The sequence below is a fragment of the Phytohabitans sp. LZ39 genome (assembly GCF_059359075.1).
Genome location: NZ_JCADBM010000010.1, coordinates 208264 through 226872 on the forward strand (window position 1 = coordinate 208264; position 18609 = coordinate 226872).

An 18609-nucleotide genomic window follows, 5' to 3' on the forward strand; every position below is an offset into this window, starting at 1 on the left:
ATGAGGGACCCTCGACTTAGGCAAGGGGAGTGTGGCAATGCGGCGTATGCGCGCCGACGCCCGGCGCAACTACGAGCGGCTGCTGGCGGAGGCCGACGCGGCCTTCCGCGAGCACGGCACAGACGCGTCGCTGGAGGAGGTCGCGCGCCGCGCCGGCGTGGCGATCGGCACGCTGTACGGGCACTTCCCGACCCGGCAGGCCCTGCTGGAGTCGCTGATGCGCGAGCGCAACGACCAGGTCATCGCCCAGGGGGAGGAGCTGATCAAGGAGCGCTCACCGGGCGAGGCGCTGGAGGCGTGGGCGCGGATCTCGGTCGCGCACACCGCCGCCTACCAGGGGCTCGCCGGCTCCCTGATCAGCTGCTTCGACGACCCGACGTCGCCCCTGTACGGCGCCTGTCACGCGATGACCGAGATGGGCGAGCGGCTCGTCGAGCGGGCGCGTGCGGCCGGGGGCATCCGGCCGGACGCCGGCGCGTCCGACCTCTTCGCGCTGATCACGGCCGCCGCGTGGGTACGCGAGCAGGTGTCCGAGGAGCAGGCCGAGCGGCTCCTCCGGATCATGCTGGACGGGCTAGCCGACCCGGTGACGCGTGCGGCGCGGGTTGGCGATCCGTAGGTCGGCGTCGATCTTCGCGACCGTGGCGAGCAGGTGGGGGAGCAGGTCGCGGCGGATCGACTCGACGGAGTTGCGGCTGGCGTGCACCGACACGTTGGCCGCGCCGATCACCGCGCCGGCCCGGTCGCGGATCGGCGCCGCCACCGAGCGCAGCCCCTCCTCCAGCTCCTGGTCGACGATCGCGTACCCCTGGGCGCGCACCTTGCGCAGCTCGGTGCGGAGCGCCGCCGGGGTCGCGACGGTGCGCGCGGTGAGGCGGGCCAGCTTCACCCGGTCGAGGTACGCCGCCAGCTCGTCGTCGGGCAGGCCGGCGAGCAGCACCCGCCCCATCGACGTGGCGTACGCGGGGAAGCGGGTGCCCACGTTGATGGCGACCGTCATGATCCGGGAGGTGGGGACGCGGGCCACGTACACCACGTCGTCGCCGTCGAGCACGCACACCGACGACGACTCGTGCACCTGCGCCACCAGCCGCTCCAGGTGTGGCTCGGCGACATCCGGCAGCGAAAGGCTGGACAGAAACGCGTAGCCGAGCTCCAGCACCCGCGGAGTGAGGCTGAACATCCGGCCGTCGGTGCGCACGTAGCCCAGGTCGGCCAGCGTCAGCAGGAAGCGGCGGGCGGCGGCGCGGGTGAGGTCGCAGATGCGGGCCACCTCGCTGAGCGTCAGCTCAGGGTGCCCGGCGTCGAACGCGCGGATGACGGCCAGCCCGCGCTCCAGCGACTGTACGAAGTGGGCCTCCCGCCCCACGTCATCCGTCATGCGCGTCCTCCTCCAGCACTCTCCGCGCGATCGCCAGTGCGCTGTTGGCGGCCGGCACACCAGCGTAGACGGCCGTGTGCAGCAGCACCTCGCCGATCTCGGCAGGGCTGAGGCCGTTTCGGCGGGCGGCGCGCACGTGCATGGCCAGCTCCTCCTCGCACCGCAGGGCGGCCAGCACCGCGAGCGTGACGCAGCTGCGGGTGCGGCGGTCGAGGCCGTCGCGGCTCCAGACCGCGCCCCACGCGTACCGGGTGATGAACTCCTGGAACGGCGCCGTGAGCGGCGTCGTGTCGGCGACGGCCCGGTCGACGTGCGCGTCGCCGAGCACCTCGCGGCGGACCGCCATGCCCCGGTCGAAGTCACTCATCCGTCCCCCCGAGGTGTTCGACGATCAGCGTGGTGACCGCGTCGGCCTGCTCCACATTGGCCAGATGCGCGGCGTCGCGTACGAGCGTGAGCCGCGCGCCCGGCACCGCCGCCGCGATGTCCGCGCCGTGCGACGGGGCGAACGCCGGGTCGTCGGCACCGTGCAACACCAGCGTGGGCGCGGCGATGCGGGGCAGCGCGTCGGTGAGGTCGAGCCGCTCGAGCACCCCGCAGCAGGACGCGTACCCCTCGGCGGGTGTGGCGGTGAGCATCGCGCGCAGCCGGGCGACCAGATCGGGCCGGCGGTACGCGTACTCCGGCGTGAGCCAACGGCTCACCACCAGGTCGGCGATCGCGGCGGTGCCCTCCGACCGCACGACAGCCGCGCGCCGCGCCCACGAATCGGGCGCTCCCGGCCGGGCCGACGTGCAGCACAGCACGAGCCGGTCGATCCGCTCCGGCGCGTGCGCGGCCAGCCACATGCCGACCATGCCGCCCATGGACAGACCGCAGAAATGGGCCCGTGCCACATCGAGCTCGTCGAGCAGCGCGAGCACGTCGCCACCCAGATCCCCGATGGTGTACGGGCCGGCAGGCACCGCCGAGCGACCGTGCCCCCGGGTGTCGAAGCGGACGACGCGGAAGCGCTCGACCAGCGCGGGCAGCTGCGGCTCCCACATGTCCACTGTGGCACCGAGCGAGTTGGCCAGCACGAGCACCGGCGCGTCCGTTGGACCATCCACTATGGAGTACGGAGTCACGGTCGCTCCCCGTGCAGCTTGAGCGCGCGGTCGGTCAGCGCGGGCGCGGCGCCGAGGTAGGACGCCGGGTCGAGGAGGGCGGCGAGCTCCGCCGGTGCGAAGTGCTCCGCGAGCGCCTCGGCGAGCGGCCGGCCACCGGCCACCGCGTCGCGTACCAGATCGTGCGCCTCGGTCGGGCCGACCTTCGGCGCGAGCGCGGCGCCGACCCGCTCGGCCAGCAGCGCCCCGCCGGTGATGTCGAGGTTGGCCCGCATCCGGGCCGGGTCGACCCGCAGGTGCGCCAGGCACCGCGCCAGCCAGTGCGCCGCCGAGCCGGTCGCCCGCAGAAGTCCGGTGAACGGCGCCCACTCGGCGTGCCAGGCGCCCGCCGCCCGCTGGTGCTCGTGCCCCATGGACGCCAGCAGCGTGGCGGCGTAGCCGGGCGCCTGGGCCGCGCAGGCGCGTGCGGAGACGGCGGCGACCGGGTTCTGCTTGTGCGGCAGGCTGGACGAGCCGCCCGGCTGACCCTCGGCCAGCTCACCGACCTCGGTCTGCGCGTACAGGACGACGTCGCCGGCCACCTTCGCGATCACGCCACACGCCGTGCCGAGCGGCCAGACGAGGTCGGCGATCCGGGTGCGGTCGGTGTGCCACGGCAGCGCGGGTGCGGGCAGCCCGAGCTCTTCGGCCAGCCGGTCCACGATGGACGGTGAGTCGAAGGCCGCGAGGGTGCCGGCCGCACCGCCGAGCTGGACCGCCAGGCCGCTGTCGCGCATCGCCGCGAGACGGTCGGCGGCCCCGTCGAGCGCGGTGAGCCATCCGGCCGCGACGAGCCCGAACGTCGTCGGCAGCGCCTGTTGCATCAACGTGCGCGCGGCGACCGGCGTGTCCCGGTGGGCCGCGGCCAGGTGGGCGGCCGCCTCCGCCGCCGCGGAGACGTCGTTGACGATCAGCCCGAGCGCGTTCCGGGCGACGAGCATCGCGGCCGTGTCGAGGATGTCCTGGCTGGTGGCGCCCCGGTGGACGTGGCGGGCGGCCTCCGGGGAGACCGCCGCACGGAGGGCCCGGACCAGCGGCACGACCGGGTTGCCGGACTCCGCGGCGGCCGCACCCAGGGCGGCGACGTCGAACAGCTCGGCACGGCACGAGGCCGCCACCTCCGGTGGCGCGCCGCCGGCCCGGGCGAGCGCCGCCTCCACGTCGAGCATCGCCTGGAGCCACGCCCGGTCGCTGGTCGCCGCGCGCACCGGGCCGGCGGCGAGCACGCCATCAAAAAGCCCGCCCTCGGCGCCCGCTCCAGTACCGCCAGCCGTAGCGCCGCCCGGCCCTGCGGTGCTCGCCCCTGCGGCGCCCGGCCCTGCGGTGCCCGGCCCTGCGGTGCCCGGCCCTGCGGTGCCCGGCCCTGCGGTGCCCGCCCCTGCCGTGTCCGGCCCTGCGGTGCCCGGCCCTGCGGCGCCCGCGCCAGCGGCGCCGCGGCGGCTGCCGGCCGGCCCACCGTCAGATGGCGAAGAAGACGGTCTCATCGTCGCCCTGCAAGCGGATGTCGAACCTGTAGCCCTCCTCGTCGGGCACCGCGAGCAGCGTCGCGCGCCGGGGCAGCGGCACGCTCGCCAGGATCGCGTCGGTCGCGTTCGCCGTCTCCTCGTCGGCGAAGTAGACGCGGGTGACGACCCGGTGCAGCAGGCCGCGCGCGAAGACCGACACGTCGATGTGCGGCGCCTGCGGCATCCCGTCGGGCCCCGGCACCGGGCCTGGCTTGAGCGTGCGAATCGCCCACCGTCCACTGTCGTCGGTCGGGCAGCGGCCGAAGCCGCGGAAGCCGGAGACCGCGCCGCGCGGGTCGTCCGGGTGGTCGAAGTGGCCGGCCGGATCCGCCTGCCAGGTCTCGACGAGCGCGTCGGGCACCGGGTCGCCGGCGCCGTCGGTCACCACGCCGTGCAGGCGGAACGCGCCCGGCACGCCCTCGGCGACCACGTCCGGCCCGTCGGGCCAGGGCAGGCCGATCGACAGGTACGGCCCGACCGTCTGCGAAGGCGTGGTCACGTCTCCTCCATCGGCGTCGCCTCGCGTCCACGAAGGACGATGTCGAACTCGAAGCCCAGCGCCCACTCCTCGACCGTCGCGGACAGGTCGAAGCGGGACACCATGCGGTGCCGGGCCGCCTCGGGCACCGAGTTGTAGATCGGGTCGTGCGGGAAGAGCGGGTCGTCCGGGAAGTACATCTGCGTGACGAGCCGCTGGGTGAACGCCCGGCCGAACAGCGAGAAGTGGATGTGCGCCGGCCGCCAGGCGTTGTGGTGGTTGCGCCAGGGGTACGCGCCCGGCTTGATCGTGACGAACCTGTAGCGCCCCAGCGAGTCGGTGAGCGCCCGCCCCACACCGGTGAAGTGCGGGTCGAGCGGGCTGTCGTGCTGGTCCCACCGGTGCAGGTAGCGCCCGCCGGCGTTGGCCTGCCACACCTCGACGAGCGTGTGCGGCACCGGGCGCCCGTCACTGTCGCGGACCTGCCCGTGCACGACGATCCGCTGCCCCTGCGCCTCCCCGCCCGCGTGGTGGGTGAGGTCGGCGTCGTCCGCGGTGACCCGGCCCTCTCCGAGCAGCGGCCCGGTCACCTCGGTCAGCGTATGCGGGAGCAGCAGCGGGGCCTGGCCCGGCGCACGCAGCACGGTCGACTTGTAGGCGGGCGAGAGCAGCGGCGGATGCGTGCCCGCCTCGTCCCGCCGGTATCCGGGAACGGTCAGCCGATTGGCCGCTGTCATCAGTCAATCCTGCCTTTCCAGCTGGCGTAGCGCGGACAGCTCAGCGGAACTGGGGTCGGGCGTGACGCGCGGCGACGGCGCGACGGCGAGCGGCCACCCGGTCGCCTCGACCGCGCGCGCCGGCTCGACGCCCGGGTGCACCTGGGTCAGCGTGAGCTCGGCGGTCTCCGGGTCGGGCTCCAGCACGCCCAGGTCGGTGATGACGAGCACCGGGCCGCGGCCGGTGAGGCCGAGCTTTGCCCGGTCGCGCGGGCCGCCGCCATAGCCGACCGAGGTGACGAAGTCGACCCGCTCCACGAACGTGCGCGGGCTGTGCTTGACGATCACGATGACCTCGCGGCAGGACGCGGCGATCTCCGGGGCGCCGCCCGCGCCGGGCAGCCGCACGCGCGGGTCACGGTAGTCGTCGCCGATCACCGTCGTGTTGATGTTGCCGTACCGGTCGATCTGCGCGGCACCCAGGAAGCCCACGTCGACGCGACCGGGCTGGAGCCAGTAGTTGAAGATCTCCGGCACCGAGACGACGGCGTCGGCGGTCTCGGCCAGCACGCCGTCGCCGATGGAGAGCGGGAGCGTGGCCGGCTTGGCGCCGATCGTGCCGGACTCGTAGATCAGCACGAGGTTGGGCGCGTGCGTGCGGCGGGCGAGGTTGGCGGCGGTGCTGGGGCGGCCGATGCCCACGAAGCACCGGTCGCCGTCGCGCAGCGCCCGCGCCGCCGCGATCGTCATCATCTCGTCGGCCGACCAGGTCATTTCGCCGGCACCCGATCGAGCACGTGCTCCTTGAGCCACGCGGTGAACGCGTCCCGGTCTCGGCTGATCGCGTCCCAGGCCTGGTAGTAGCCGTTGTCGCGCTCGCTGTATCCCATGGCGTACGACGGGTGGGCGCCGCCGGGCACCTCGGCCACGTAGGTGACCGCCCAGCCCGGCAGGATCACGGCGCCGGGGCGGGGGTCGAGCTCGTCGACGACCTCCTCCACGGTCACCAGCGACTGGCGCGAGGCGAGCACGACCTCCTTGTGTACCCCGGTGATGCCCCACATCTGCACGTTGCCCGCGCGGTCGGCGCGCTGCGCGTGGACGATGCCGACGTCGGGGTTGAGGGCCGGCACGGCGGTCAGCACCTCACCGGTGAACGGGCAGGTGATCGGCTTGATGGTCGCGGTGTGCGCGGGCAGGTCGGTGCCGACGTAGCCGCGCATCACCGCGAACGGCAGCCCGGACGCGCCGGCCACGTACCGATTGGCCATGCCAGCGTGGCTGTGCTCCTCGATCTCGAGGGGAGCCGGCCAGCCGCGCTGCACGGCGTCGCGGAAGCGGTGCAGCGAGCCGACGCCGGGGTTGCCGGCCCAGGAGAAGACGAGCTTGCGCGCGCAGCCGGCGCCGATCATCTGGTCGTAGACGATGTCGGGCGTCATCCGGACCAGCGTGAGGTCGCGGCGCCCCTGCCGGATGATCTCGTGGCCGGCGGCTACGGGGATCAGGTGGGTGAACCCCTCGAGGGCCACGGTCTGCCCGTCGCGCACCAGCTCGGCGATCGCTTCGGGCAGCGAGGCGATGACCCCCATTGAAACCCCAACCTCGTGCGCTTGTAGAACCAAGGTTCGCTATCCGAACGTAACGGCGATGCTCTGGCACTGTCAATCGGGCGCCTAGAGCGACGTTGACGTGAGCGCGGTCACGCCGTACGTTCACGATGAGAACCAACGTTCGTATGTCGCACGCACTTACGGAGGTCCCTTTGCGCCGGTCCTTCGCAGTCTTTTCCGTGGCCACGACGCTTCTCGCCGCCACGGCATGCGGGTCGTCCGACTCCCCGTCGACGCCCAGCGACGAAGGCACCCCCGCCAAGGTCACGGTTGGTGTCATCCCGATCGTCGACGTGGCGCCGATCTATCTCGGCAAGGAAAAAGGCTTCTTCTCCGCCCGCGGCATCGACCTCACGATGGAGAGCGGCCAGGGCGGCGCCGCCATCGTGCCCGGCGTGCTCAGCGGCCAGTTCCAGTTCGGCTTCAGCAACGTGACGTCGCTGATGATCGCCCAGGGCAACCGGGTGCCGGTCAAGGTGGTGGCCAACGGGGTCGCCTCGACCGGCAAGGAGGGCGCCGACTTCGGCGGCGTGACGGTCAAGGGCGACAGCCCGATCAAGTCCGCCAAGGATCTCGCCGGCAAGAAGGTCGCGGTCAACACGCTGAAGAACATCGGCGACACCACCGTCCGCGAGTCCGTGCGCAAGGCGGGCGGCGACCCCAGCACGATCAACTTCGTCGAGATCGGCTTCCCGCAGATGCCGGCCGCGCTGGCGAGTGACCAGGTCGACGCGGCCTGGGTGGTCGAGCCGTCCCTCTCGGTCGTCAAATCGCAGGGCGGTCGCGTCGTCGCGTGGAACTACGTGGACGCCGCGCCCAACCTCACCGTCGCGACTTACTTCACCTCCACCAAGCTGACGCAGGAAAATCCGGACCTGGTCAAGCGGTTCACCGAGGCGATCAACGAGTCGCTGACGTACGCGTCCACGCATGCCGACGAGGTGCGGCAGGTGCTCGGCACGTATACCCAGATCGACCAGAAGACCCGCGACGCGATGACGCTGCCGGTCTGGCCGACCGAGATCAACAAGGCCTCCATCGAGACGCTGGCGACGCTGGGCAAAAACGACGGCGTCTTCGGCGACAAGACGCCCGACCTCACCCAGCTGTTGCCGTGATCCGAAAAGTCGCGCTCGGACTGTCCGGGCTCGCCGGCCTCCTTCTGGTGGTGGAGGTGCTGCCGTACACCGGGGTGGTGTCGTCGGACTTCCTTCCACCCACCCACCGGATCGCGGTGGCGCTGGCCACGGAGCTCGCCGACGGCGCGTTCTGGGGCGCGCTGTGGGACACGCTCGTGGCCTGGGCGATCGGGCTCGCCATCGCGGTGCTCGCCGGCATCGTGGTGGGCTTCGTGATCGGCGCCGTGCCGGTGCTGCGCGCGCTCACCGCGTCGACGATCGAGTTCCTGCGGCCGATCCCGTCGGTCGCGCTGATCCCGCTCGCCGTCCTGCTCTACGGCACGGAGATCCGGTCCACGCTCATGCTCGTCGTGTACGCGTCGTTCTGGCAGGTGCTGATCCAGGTGCTCTACGGCGTGCAGGACGTCGACCCGGTCGCGGACGAGACCGCGCGCAGCTACGGGCTCGGCACGCTGGCCCGCGTGCGGTACGTGCTGTGGCCCACCGCCCTGCCGTACGTGATGACCGGCGTCCGCCTGGCCGCCGCGGTGGCCCTTGTGCTGGCCATCACCGCCGAGCTCGTCATCGGCGCCCCGGGCCTGGGCAGCCGCATCGCGGTCGCACAGTCCTCCAACGCGGTGCCCAACATGTACGCGCTCATCGCCGTCACCGGCCTGCTCGGCGTCGCCATCAACCTCGCCGCCCGCGGCGTCGAGCGGCTGCTGCTGCACTGGCACCAGTCGGTACGCGGGGAAGTGCTCGTATGAAGCGCATCCTCACGAAAGTCGCACTGTGGCTGGCGCTGCCGGTGGTGCTCTTCGCCGTCTGGTGGTTCGCCACCGCGAACAGCCAGAACTTCTACGTGCCGCCGCTCAGCGAGATCCTGCGTACCTTCCCCGAGGTGTGGACCTGGGACCGGATCCGCGCCGACGTGCTGCCCAGCCTGATCCGCCTCGCCGTCGGCTACACGATCGCGGTGCTCGCCGGTGTGTCCCTCGGCGTGCTCGTCGGCAGCAGCCGGCCGGTGCGGGCGGTGCTGGAGCCCGTGCTGGAGTTCTTCCGGGCCATCCCGCCGCCGGTCCTGGTCCCGGTCATCATGCTTTTCGCCGGCATCGGTGACACGATGAAGGTCGTGGTCATCGCGGCCGGCTGCGTGTGGCCGATCCTGCTCAACACCGTCGAGGGCGTGCGGGCCGTCGACAGCGTGCTGGCGGACACGTGCAGGTCGTACGGGATCACCGGCCCGTCCCGCATCGGCCACCTCGTGCTCCGCTCGGCCAGCCCGCAGATCGCGGCCGGCATGCGGCAGGCGCTGTCGATCGGCATCATCCTGATGGTCATCAGCGAGATGTTCGCCGCCAGCAACGGGCTCGGCTTCACCATCGTGCAGTTCCAGCGCAGCTTCGCGATCCCCGACATGTGGAGCGGCATCCTCCTGCTGGGCCTGCTCGGCCTGGCCCTGTCCGTCCTGTTTCGACTCGTGGAGAGCTGGAGCCTGCGCTGGTACCACGGCCAGCGCCGGGCCCAGCGCGGTCCGTCCTGAAGGGACACACGATGCTGCTCGATGTCCGCGGCCTGAAGAAGGTCTACGAGGGCCGCCAGCGCCCGGTCGAGGCGGTACGCGACCTGACCTTCGGCCTCGACGCCGGCGACCTCGTGTGTCTCGTCGGCCCGTCCGGCTGCGGAAAGACCACCCTCCTCAAGTGCATGGCGGGGCTGCTCGCCCCGACCGCCGGCGAGGTGCGGCTGCGGGACAAGCGGGTCACCTCGCCACCGCCGGGTCTGGCCGTGGTCTTCCAGGAGTACGGCCGCAGCCTCTTCCCGTGGATGAGCGTGCGCGACAACGTGGAGCTTCCGTTGCGCAACAAGGGCATGACGCGCCGGCTGCGCCAAGACGTGGTGGGCCGGGCGCTCGCCTCAGTGGGCCTGGCCGACGCCCACCACGCCTACCCGTGGCAGCTCTCCGGCGGCATGCAGCAGCGCGTGGCCATCGCGCGCGCCGTCGCGTACCAGCCGGATGTGCTCCTCATGGACGAGCCGTTCGCGGCCGTCGACGCACAGACCCGCGCGGACCTGGAGGATCTGATCCGGGACCTGTGGCGAAAGCTCGGCATCACCATGCTCTTCGTCACGCACGACATCGACGAGGCGGTCTACCTCGGGCAACGGGTGATCATCCTGTCCTCCTCGCCCACGGTAGTGCGCGAGGTGCTCGACGTCGACCTGCCGGATCGACGCGACCAGCTGACCACGCGGTCAGACAGCCGCTTCACGGAGCTGCGCTCCCACGTGTACGCGCAGATCCAGGCCGCCAAACGAGAGTCCACTGTGGGGAGTCACGATGCTGCTCGACCAACCGACATGGCAAAGCAAGTTCTTCAGTAGCGGCTGGGTTTCCGGCGAGGGTGGCGACCGGGCGGTCGTCGAGCCGGCCACCGGGTCGGAGCTCGGCCGCGTGGGCGTCGCGGGCCCGGCCGACGTGGCCACCGCCGCCCGCGCCGCGGCCGCCGCGCAGGCCGAGTGGGCCGCGCTGCCGCATCCCGCGCGCGCGGCGGTCCTGCGCAAGGCCGGCGACCTGTGGCAGCAGAACGCCGACGAGGTGCGCGACTGGATCGTGCGCGAGACCGGCGCGGTCCCGCCCAAGGGCGACTTCGAGATCGGTGTCGCCACGCAGGAGTGCTACGAGGCGGCCGCGCTGCCTTCCCGCCCGTACGGCGAGCTGCTGCCCAGCCTCGACGGCCGCCTCAGCATGTCGCGGCGGGTGCCGGCCGGCGTGGTCGGCGTGATCTCGCCGTTCAACTTCCCGCTGATCCTGTCGATCCGCTCGGTGGCGCCCGCGCTCGCGCTCGGCAACGCGGTGCTGCTCAAGCCCGACCCCCGCACCGCCGTCAGCGGCGGCCTGCTGCTGGCCGGCATCTTCGCGCAGGCCGGGCTCCCCGACGGCTTGCTGCACGTGCTCCCCGGCGGCCCCGAGCTGGGCGAGGCGATCATCGCCGACCCCCGGGTACGCGTCGTGTCGTTCACCGGCTCCACCCGCGCCGGCCGCCGGGTCGGCCAGGTCGCGGCCGCCAACCTGACCCGGGTACACCTCGAGCTGGGCGGCAACTCCGCGCTCGTGGTGCTCGACGACGCCGACCTCGACCGCGCGATCTCCGCCGGCGCGTTCGGCTCGTTCAACCACCAGGGCCAGATCTGCATGACCACCGGCCGCCACCTGGTGCACGAGTCCGTCTACGAGGAGTACGTGGAGCGCCTCGCCAAGAAGGCCGACGCCCTCGAACTGGGCCCGGTCATCGACGCCGGCCAGCGCGACAAGATCCACGCACTGGTGAGCGGCAGCGTCGAGAAGGGCGCGCGGCTCGCGGCCGGCGGCACGTTCACCGGCCTCTTCTACCGCCCCACGGTGCTGGCCGACGTCACGCCCGAGATGCCCGCGTACGCCGAGGAGGTCTTCGGCCCGGTCGCGCCGGTGGCCCGGTTCGGCAGCCTGGACGAGGCGGCCACGCTCGCGGCCGGCACCGAGTACGGCCTGTCGCTCGGCATCATCACCCGCGACGTGACGAAGGGTCTCGCGCTCGCCGACCGCATCCCGACCGGCATCGTGCACATCAACGACCAGACGGTGAACGACGAGGCGAACGTGCCCTTCGGCGGCGTAGGCGCGTCGGGGACCGGTGCCCGCTTCGGCGGCGCCGCGGCCAACGTCGAGGCGTTCACCGAGACCCGCTGGGTAACCGTCCGTGGTGACGTGCCCCAGTACCCTTTCTGAGATGAGCGGGAGCCGCGAGGCTACGGGTCTCGACCACGACGGCGGACGAGCGCCGAGCGGCGGAGCGGGGTAGGCATGGAGGCGTTCATCGTCGACGGTGTTCGTACACCGTTCGGAAAATATGGCGGGGCGCTGTCGGGTGTGCGGCCGGATGACCTGGCGGCGCATGTCGTTCGGGCGCTGACCGGCAAGCTGCCGTCCGTCGACTGGGCGGCCGTCGACGACGTGGTGCTCGGCTGCGCCAACCAGGCCGGCGAGGACAACCGCAACGTGGCGCGGATGGCCGTGCTGCTCGGCGGGCTGCCCGAGCACGTCTCCGGCTCCACGGTCAACCGCCTCTGTGGGTCCGGCCTCGACGCGGTGGCCACGGCCGCGCGCGCGATCCGGGCCGGCGAGGCGCACCTCGTGGTGGCCGGGGGCGTGGAGAGCATGAGCCGGGCGCCGTTCGTGATGCCGAAGGCGGCGAGCGCGTTCTCCCGTACCGCGGAGATCTTCGACACGACGATCGGCTGGCGGTTCGTCAACAAGCTGATGCGCGACGGCTGGGGCATCGACTCGATGCCCGAGACGGCGGAAAACGTGGCCGCGGAGTTCGACGTCGGCCGGGAGGCGCAGGACGAGTTCGCGCTGCGGTCGCAGGAGCGGGCGGCCAAGGCGCGGGCCCGCCTGGCGCTGGAGATCGCGCCGATCGACGTGCCGGCCGGTCGGGGCGCCACCAAGACCGTCGACGTCGACGAGCCGCCGCGGGAGACGTCGCTGGAAAAGCTGGCCGCGCTGCCCACGCCGTTCCGGGCCGGTGGCACGGTCACGGCGGGCAACGCCTCGCCGGTCAACGACGGCGCGGCGGCACTGCTGCTGGCGAGCGAGGAAGCGGTCGACAAGTACCGGCTGACCCCGCTCGCCCGGGTGACCGGCGCCGCGGCGGCCGGCGTGCCGCCGCGGATCATGGGGATTGGCCCGGTGCCGGCCACCCGCAAGCTGCTCGACCGGCTCGGCCTGGGGCTGGCGGACGTCGATGTGGTCGAGCTCAACGAGGCGTTCGCCGCGCAGGCGGTGGCCGTGCTCCGCGAGCTCGGGCTGCCCGCGGACGCCGAGCACGTCAACCCCAACGGCGGCGCGATCGCTCTCGGTCACCCACTGGGCGCGAGCGGTGCGCGGCTCGCTCTGACGGCGGCGGTCGAGCTGGGACAACGTGGGGCGCGCCGGGCGTTGTGCACCATGTGCATCGGCGTTGGCCAGGGGATCTCTCTGCTGCTGGAGGCGCCCTAGCGGTAGTGTGATCGCGAACTTGTCTCACCCCAAAGGCGGATCATGGAGCAACCGCGCGATCTTTCGTCGGACATCGACATGAGCCGCCCCAGCGCGGCCCGAGTGTACGACTACTTCCTCGGTGGGGCGCACAACTTCGAGGTCGATCGCCAGCTCGCCGAGCAGATCGCCAGCCTCACGCCCAACCTCGCCGACACGATGCGGGCCGGCCGGGCGTTTCTGCGGCGGGCGGTGCGATACATCGCGGCCGAAGGCGTCGACCAGTACCTCGACATCGGCTCGGGCATCCCCACCGTGGGCAACGTGCACGAGGTGGCCCGGGCGGCCAACCCGGCGTCGCGCGTCGTGTACGTCGACGTCGACCCCGTGGCGGTCATGCACAGTCGCTCCATTTTGGAGGGTGACGAGCAGACCGTGGTGCTCGAAGGGGACCTGCGCGACCCGGAGCGGATCCTCGCCGATACCCGAAAGCAAGCCCTGCTCGACTTCGACCGCCCGATCGCGGTGCTGCTCGCGGGTGTCGTGCACTTCCTGCCCGACGCCGACCGTCCGGCCGAGGTGATCGCGAGCCTGCGCGCCGCCGTCGGGCCGGGCAGCTTCCTGGTCATCTCCCACTCGACCTACGAGGACCAGCCGCAGGAGATGCTCGACGCGCAAAAGCTCTCCAAACGCACCGCCACCGAGATCACGCTGCGCTCGCACGCGGAGATCTCGTCCTACTTCGGTGACTTCGCGCTCGTCGACCCCGGGCTCGTGCACCTGCCGCTGTGGCGGCCGGAGTCGCCGGGAGATGTAGACGAGCATCCGGAGCGGTTCGGCGCCTTCGGGGGCGTCGGCCGGGCCGGCTAGGTCGAGGGGCGCCGCCAAGGCTGCGGGAGGGCGACGATCGACCGGGTCAGCAGGGAGGGAGTCGAGCGGTACGCGCACCTGTGGGCGCGTGCCGGGGCGGCGCTCGGCTATGTGCCGATGAGCCCGGACGAGACCGAGCGCATGCTGCACAACCACACGACGCTGCTGGCCGAGGCGCTCGTGACCGAGCCGTTCAGCACCGCGCCCGCGCACACCGTCGGCCGCGCGCTCGTCGACGTGCACTTCACCGCGCCGGAGTTCCTCGATCAGACGCTGCTCACGTTCGGGCGGTGGTTCCTGCGGCTCGTCGTGCCCGAGCACACCGAGAGGTTCGCCGACCGGGCGGTGGCCCTCCAGGCCGCTTTGGCGGCCGGATACGCGCGCGGGCTGCGCGACCGGACGTTCACCCAGCAGGAACGCATCGGCCGCGCGGTCTGGTCGGCGCGCAACCAGATCGAGCAGGACCTGCGGGCCAGCGAGGCGCGCTTCCGGGCGGTCTTCGCGGGCGCGGCCATCGGCATCGGCATCGCCGACATGGACGGGCGGATCATCGACGTCAACCAGGCGTTCGCCGACATGCTCGGCTACACCGTCGAAGAGATGCGCGAGATCAACGTCGCGGAGCTGTTCTACCCGGACGACGGGCCGGGCATGTGGGACATGTACAAGGAGATGATCGAGGGCAAGCGCGACGGCGTCCGGGTGGAAAAGCGCTACTACCGCAAGGACCGCACGATCCTCTGGACCGACCTCGCCGTGTCGCTCATCCGCGACGAGGACGGGCAGCCGCGCTTCACCGTGGCGATGGTCGAGGACATCACCGACCGGTACGAGCTCCAGGAGCGCCTCCGCTTCCAGGCGCTGCACGACCCGCTCACCGGGCTGCCCAACCGCACGCTCTTCTTCGAACGCCTGGCCGCGGTCTTCGACGGAGCGGCGCGCCGGGTCGGCGTCTGCTTCCTCGACCTCGACGGCTTCAAGGCGGTCAACGACAGCCTCGGCCACTACGTGGGCGACGAGCTGCTGGTGGTCGTGGCGCGACGGCTGGCCGCCTCGGTGTCCGCGCGCGGGCACCTCGTGGCGCGGATGGGCGGCGACGAGTTCGTGATCCTGGTCGAGGACTCGGGCGGCACCGACGCGGCCATCGAGGTGGCCGAGGCGGCGCTGGCGGCGGTGGCCGAGCCCGTGAAGATCGACTCGCACCAGCCGCTCTCAGTGACGGCCAGCATCGGCATCGTCGAGCGCGAGGTACACGGCACCAGCCCCACCGAGGTGATGAAGGCGGCCGACACCACGCTCTACTGGGCGAAGGCCGACGGGCGCGGCCGCTGGTCGCTGTTCGACCCGGTGCGCGGCGCACACCAGCTGGCCCGCGCCGCACTCGCCGCCGCACTGCCCGGCGCGCTCGACCGGGGTGAGTTCACTTTGGAATACCAGCCGATCGTGGGCCTGGAGAGCGGGCGGCTGCGCGCGGTCGAGGCGCTCGTGCGGTGGCGCCACCCGGAGCTGGGGATGGTGCCGCCGGACCGGTTCATCGGTCTGGCCGAGGAGACCGGCATGATCGTCCGACTTGGACGGTGGGTGCTGGAGCAGGCGTGCGCGCAGGGCGCGCGGTGGCACCGCGAGTTTCCCGAGGCGCGGCTGGTGGTGAGCGTCAACCTCGCCGTGCGCCAGGCCAACGCGCCCGGCATCGTCGAGGAGGTGGCCGAGGTGCTGGACCGCACCGGGTTCCCGGCCGCCCAGCTCCAGCTGGAGCTCACCGAGAGCGCGGTGATGCCCACCGCCGGTGAGCCGGTGCGGTCGCTGCGCGGGCTGGCCGCGACCGGCGTGCGGATCGCGATCGACGACTTCGGCACGGGCTACTCCAACCTGGCCTACCTGCGCCGGCTGCCGATCCACTCGCTCAAGCTGGCCGGGCCGTTCATCGAAGGGCTGCGCTCGGGCGACCTCGTCGACTCGGCGAGCATGGCCGACGAGCGGATCGTCGACGCGCTGGTGCGGCTGGCGCACGCGCTGGGCCTGACCGTGACGGCGGAGGCGGTGGAGACCGCCCAGCAGGCCGACCTGCTGCGGGCGCTGGACTGCGACACCGGCCAGGGCCTGCTCTTCGGCGGCGCCACATCGGCCGGAGACATCACGGCCAGGTTGCGGTCAACCCGCTGAACAGGCAGATCTGCGTCGGGGGACTGTCGTGATCGCCGGTCGGGTGGAATCATGTCGCGTGGTTTGTCGGTCTCGTGGAGGCGGGGCCGTGACTGGGGGGATCGGGGAAATGAGCGGGGATCAGGGGTCGCGTGCTGCGCCGTTGCGCCAGAGCGACCCGCGAAAGCTGGGGCGGTACGAGCTGGTGGGGCGGCTCGGCGAGGGCGGCATGGGCGTGGTCTACCTCGCCCGCGCGTCCGACGGGCGCCAGGTGGCGATCAAGATGATCCGCGCCGACCTGGAGGTCGACGAGGAGTTCCGCCGCCGCTTCCGCAGTGAGGTCAACAGGGCGCGGCAGGTGCCGCCCTTCTGCACGGCGGAGGTGCTCGACGCCGACCCGGACCACGAGCGCCCGTACCTCGTGGTCGAGTACGTCGACGGGCCCAGCCTCTCCGCCGTGGTCGCGGAGCGGGGACCGCTCAGCCCGGCCAATCTGCACGCGCTGGCGATCGGCATGGCGACCGCGCTCACGGCCATCCATGGCGCCGGCGTCATCCACCGGGATCTCAAGCCCAGCAACGTCTTGCTGGCACCGGGCAGCCCGAAGGTCATCGACTTCGGCATCGCGCGGGCGGTCGAGGCGACGAGCCACCACACCGCGACGAACCAGTGGCTGGGCACCGTGGCGTACATGGCGCCGGAGCGCTTCGGGTCTGACGCCGGCTCGGTCATCACGCCCGCGGCGGACGTCTTCGCCTGGGGCGCCGTCCTGGCCTACGCGGGCACCGGCCACACACCTTTCGCGGCCGACTCGCCGCCGGTGGTCGCCGCCCGCATCCTGACCCAGCCGCCCGACCTGACCGGCCTCGTGCCGCCGCTGCGCGACCTCGTCGAGCGGACGCTCGCCAAAGAGCCGTCCCTCCGCCCCACCTCGCGTGAACTGCTCGACATGCTGCTCGTCGCCGGCCCGGACCGGCCGCCCGCGATGGCCGCCGCGCTGGCACAGCAGCCCGGCCTGCTCGTCGCGGCCGAGGAGGCCCAGGCGGCCACCCACCAGCGGCCGGAGGGGGCACTGACCGCGGCCGCCGTGCCACCGGACCTGGGCACGCTCGCCGCCGGCCCGACCGAGGTGACCCCCTCCAACCAGCCAACCGCCCTTGTCGCGCCCGTTTCGCCCGCTTTGCCGGCGGCTGTGACGCCGGCCGTCGCGGTCCCGGCCGCTCCGGTCCCACCGACCGCCCCGGTCCCGGCCCCACCGCACGCGCCGGCGGGTCGGGGCGGCAGCAAATGGGGCCGTTTCGCGAACGTGGCCATGGCCATCGCGGTGCTCGTCACCTCGCTGACCGTGGCCGGCATCGCCACCGGCAAGCTGCCTTTCGACGGCGGCGGCTCGTCCGGTGCGGCCCCGTCGCCCTCGACCACCGCGCCGCCGACGGCGGCACCGACCACCGGCTCCCCACGGCCCAGCGAGCTGGTCGCACAGGACCCGCTGACCTCGCCCCGGCTGTGGCAGCTGCGCGACGACAAGACCCAGCTCACCACCTGCACCTTCGAGGACGCGCTGGTGATCACCCGCGGCAAGCAGGGCCCCTACCGCTGCCCCGGCCCGATGGACCAGCTCACCGACTTCTCGATGACGGTCGACGTGCGGCTCCGCAGCGAAGGCGCCTGCGCCGCGATGTGGTTCCGCTTCGTGAAGGCGGCCGGCTACATCGTGCGCGTCTGCCCGGAGGGCTTCTACGTCGGCACGCACGGCGTCGACGACGGCACGACCGTGCGGGTGCTGCGCTCGATGGGGTTCACGACGCCGATCGCGCTGGACACCCCGACCCGCGTGGGCGTCTCGATGCAGGGCACGACCATCACCCTGGAACGCGACGGCCAGCAGGTCGGCACCGTGACGGACGAGACGTTCGCCGAGGGACGGGTGGTGCTCGGCATCTACCCCGAAACCCCAAACCACCAGCCACCGTTCACGGTCGCCTTCAACGACGTCGAGGTCCGCGCGTTCCAGGGCTGAGGCGACGCCCACCCGGCGCCGTGGCAGGCCATGCCGACCGGGGAGATGGCTGTGCGCGCGGTTCCCTTTGCTCTGCTTCCCTATAGTGGCCACCTACCCACGGGGCCGTTGAACCGTCGACCGCCGCCTATATAGACCTTTCGGAGTTGGGGTTACGCGCGTGGCGGCGCTCCGGCAGATTTCCCCCGTCCGCGTCAGCTGGAGACCGTATGCTCCCGCGGGCACCGTTCCCGGCCGGCGGCTCGCGGGGCGAGCCGAGATCCCCGGCCGTCCACTGCCAGGTCCGCGGGACAAGCCCCGAAGGGGGCTTCGCGGGGCCTATCTCCGCCGTCCTGACGCGGCGTTACCAGCTCATGGGTCGGGACTTCGAGATCTAGGAGAGTTGGGGTTGAAATAGCGCCTTAACTCTCCGAGATCTGGGATCTCGCGCCGCTCACACCCCCGCGGCGGTTACCGGCGGCGACGAAAATCCGCAGCCTTCCCGGAGCGCCGACCCGGGAGCAGACATTGTGGACGAACAGCGACCGTCGCGGCGGCCCGACGGGGTGAGCGCGACCTGCGGCGGACGGGTGAGGCCGCGGGAGCAGCGGTCTGGACCACGACGGGC

Annotated in this window: 18 protein-coding genes; 10 read left to right on the forward strand and 8 right to left on the reverse strand. The window is 72.4% G+C overall.

The features are described from left to right. The first annotated feature begins 37 nt into the window (after positions 1-37). Complete coding sequence (locus AC5L36_RS20905; protein WP_441215316.1) at positions 38-619, forward strand: TetR/AcrR family transcriptional regulator; 582 nt, start codon at positions 38-40, stop codon at positions 617-619. Here the strand turns inward: AC5L36_RS20905 and AC5L36_RS20910 are convergent. From AC5L36_RS20910 to AC5L36_RS20945, 8 genes are all read right to left on the reverse strand, one after another. Further along, a complete protein-coding gene (locus AC5L36_RS20910) occupies positions 575-1381 on the reverse strand; it encodes an IclR family transcriptional regulator domain-containing protein (protein ID WP_441215317.1) in 807 nt (268 codons plus the stop codon). The two genes, AC5L36_RS20905 and AC5L36_RS20910, sit on opposite strands and share 45 nt — an antisense overlap. After that, a complete protein-coding gene (gene pcaC / locus AC5L36_RS20915; RefSeq protein ID WP_441215318.1) occupies positions 1371-1748 on the reverse strand; it encodes a 4-carboxymuconolactone decarboxylase in 378 nt (125 codons plus the stop codon). Before pcaC ends, AC5L36_RS20910 begins: the two co-directional genes overlap by 11 nt. Beyond that, complete coding sequence (gene pcaD / locus AC5L36_RS20920) at positions 1741-2508, reverse strand: 3-oxoadipate enol-lactonase (protein WP_441215319.1); 768 nt, start codon at positions 2506-2508, stop codon at positions 1741-1743. The genes pcaC and pcaD overlap by 8 nt, the downstream gene beginning before the upstream one ends. Next, positions 2505-3752: a 3-carboxy-cis,cis-muconate cycloisomerase gene (gene pcaB, locus AC5L36_RS20925; protein WP_441215320.1), complete on the reverse strand. Its 1248-nt coding sequence runs from the start codon at positions 3750-3752 to the stop codon at positions 2505-2507. The genes pcaD and pcaB overlap by 4 nt, the downstream gene beginning before the upstream one ends. Before the next feature lie 232 nt (positions 3753-3984). Next, complete coding sequence (pcaG, locus tag AC5L36_RS20930; RefSeq protein WP_441215321.1) at positions 3985-4530, reverse strand: protocatechuate 3,4-dioxygenase subunit alpha; 546 nt, start codon at positions 4528-4530, stop codon at positions 3985-3987. Further along, entirely contained in the window at positions 4527-5246 is a 720-nt protein-coding gene (gene pcaH / locus AC5L36_RS20935; RefSeq protein WP_441215322.1) for a protocatechuate 3,4-dioxygenase subunit beta, read from the reverse strand. The genes pcaG and pcaH overlap by 4 nt, the downstream gene beginning before the upstream one ends. 3 nt (positions 5247-5249) lie before the next feature. Further along, the gene (locus AC5L36_RS20940) at positions 5250-5999 is read right to left on the reverse strand and encodes a CoA-transferase subunit beta (RefSeq protein ID WP_441215323.1); all 750 of its coding nucleotides are present in this window, start codon (positions 5997-5999) and stop codon (positions 5250-5252) included. Beyond that, positions 5996-6814, reverse strand: coding sequence for a CoA transferase subunit A (locus AC5L36_RS20945; protein ID WP_441215324.1), 819 nt, complete (start codon positions 6812-6814; stop codon positions 5996-5998). The genes AC5L36_RS20940 and AC5L36_RS20945 overlap by 4 nt, the downstream gene beginning before the upstream one ends. 200 nt (positions 6815-7014) lie before the next feature. Between AC5L36_RS20945 and AC5L36_RS20950 the strand changes: the two genes are divergently transcribed. From AC5L36_RS20950 to AC5L36_RS20990, 9 genes are all read left to right on the forward strand, one after another. Then, entirely contained in the window at positions 7015-7953 is a 939-nt protein-coding gene (locus AC5L36_RS20950; protein ID WP_441215325.1) for an ABC transporter substrate-binding protein, read from the forward strand. Continuing rightward, entirely contained in the window at positions 7950-8720 is a 771-nt protein-coding gene (locus AC5L36_RS20955) for an ABC transporter permease (protein WP_441215326.1), read from the forward strand. Before AC5L36_RS20950 ends, AC5L36_RS20955 begins: the two co-directional genes overlap by 4 nt. After that, a complete protein-coding gene (locus AC5L36_RS20960; protein ID WP_441215327.1) occupies positions 8717-9496 on the forward strand; it encodes an ABC transporter permease in 780 nt (259 codons plus the stop codon). Before AC5L36_RS20955 ends, AC5L36_RS20960 begins: the two co-directional genes overlap by 4 nt. 11 nt (positions 9497-9507) lie before the next feature. Further along, positions 9508-10338, forward strand: coding sequence for an ABC transporter ATP-binding protein (locus AC5L36_RS20965; RefSeq protein WP_441215328.1), 831 nt, complete (start codon positions 9508-9510; stop codon positions 10336-10338). Beyond that, positions 10295-11722 carry a benzaldehyde dehydrogenase gene (locus tag AC5L36_RS20970; RefSeq protein WP_441215329.1) on the forward strand — a complete coding sequence of 476 codons (1428 nt, stop codon included), beginning with the start codon at positions 10295-10297 and terminating at the stop codon, positions 11720-11722. The genes AC5L36_RS20965 and AC5L36_RS20970 overlap by 44 nt, the downstream gene beginning before the upstream one ends. 75 nt (positions 11723-11797) lie before the next feature. Beyond that, positions 11798-12991, forward strand: coding sequence for a 3-oxoadipyl-CoA thiolase (gene pcaF / locus AC5L36_RS20975; RefSeq protein ID WP_441215330.1), 1194 nt, complete (start codon positions 11798-11800; stop codon positions 12989-12991). Between the two features lie 42 nt (positions 12992-13033). After that, a complete protein-coding gene (locus AC5L36_RS20980; protein WP_441215331.1) occupies positions 13034-13840 on the forward strand; it encodes an SAM-dependent methyltransferase in 807 nt (268 codons plus the stop codon). Positions 13841-13876: 36 nt separating this feature from the next. Then, the gene (locus AC5L36_RS20985; RefSeq protein ID WP_441215424.1) at positions 13877-16003 is read left to right on the forward strand and encodes a putative bifunctional diguanylate cyclase/phosphodiesterase; all 2127 of its coding nucleotides are present in this window, start codon (positions 13877-13879) and stop codon (positions 16001-16003) included. A 109-nt stretch (positions 16004-16112) separates the two neighbouring features. Next, positions 16113-18002, forward strand: coding sequence for a serine/threonine protein kinase (locus AC5L36_RS20990; RefSeq protein ID WP_441215332.1), 1890 nt, complete (start codon positions 16113-16115; stop codon positions 18000-18002). Positions 18003-18609: the final 607 nt, after the last annotated feature.

Bases quoted from the DNA above. Each gene is read 5' to 3' on its own strand.
- AC5L36_RS20990 (WP_441215332.1), top strand. From the start codon at position 16,113: ATGAGCGGGGATCAGGGGTCGCGTGCTGCGCCGTTGCGCCAGAGCGAC.
- pcaC (WP_441215318.1), bottom strand. From the start codon at position 1,748: ATGAGTGACTTCGACCGGGGCATGGCGGTCCGCCGCGAGGTGCTCGGC.
- AC5L36_RS20960 (WP_441215327.1), top strand. From the start codon at position 8,717: ATGAAGCGCATCCTCACGAAAGTCGCACTGTGGCTGGCGCTGCCGGTG.
- AC5L36_RS20970 (WP_441215329.1), top strand. From the start codon at position 10,295: ATGCTGCTCGACCAACCGACATGGCAAAGCAAGTTCTTCAGTAGCGGC.
- AC5L36_RS20940 (WP_441215323.1), bottom strand. From the start codon at position 5,999: ATGACCTGGTCGGCCGACGAGATGATGACGATCGCGGCGGCGCGGGCG.
- AC5L36_RS20980 (WP_441215331.1), top strand. From the start codon at position 13,034: ATGGAGCAACCGCGCGATCTTTCGTCGGACATCGACATGAGCCGCCCC.
- AC5L36_RS20945 (WP_441215324.1), bottom strand. From the start codon at position 6,814: ATGGGGGTCATCGCCTCGCTGCCCGAAGCGATCGCCGAGCTGGTGCGC.
- pcaF (WP_441215330.1), top strand. From the start codon at position 11,798: ATGGAGGCGTTCATCGTCGACGGTGTTCGTACACCGTTCGGAAAATAT.
- AC5L36_RS20905 (WP_441215316.1), top strand. From the start codon at position 38: ATGCGGCGTATGCGCGCCGACGCCCGGCGCAACTACGAGCGGCTGCTG.
- pcaH (WP_441215322.1), bottom strand. From the start codon at position 5,246: ATGACAGCGGCCAATCGGCTGACCGTTCCCGGATACCGGCGGGACGAG.
- AC5L36_RS20965 (WP_441215328.1), top strand. From the start codon at position 9,508: ATGCTGCTCGATGTCCGCGGCCTGAAGAAGGTCTACGAGGGCCGCCAG.
- AC5L36_RS20910 (WP_441215317.1), bottom strand. From the start codon at position 1,381: ATGACGGATGACGTGGGGCGGGAGGCCCACTTCGTACAGTCGCTGGAG.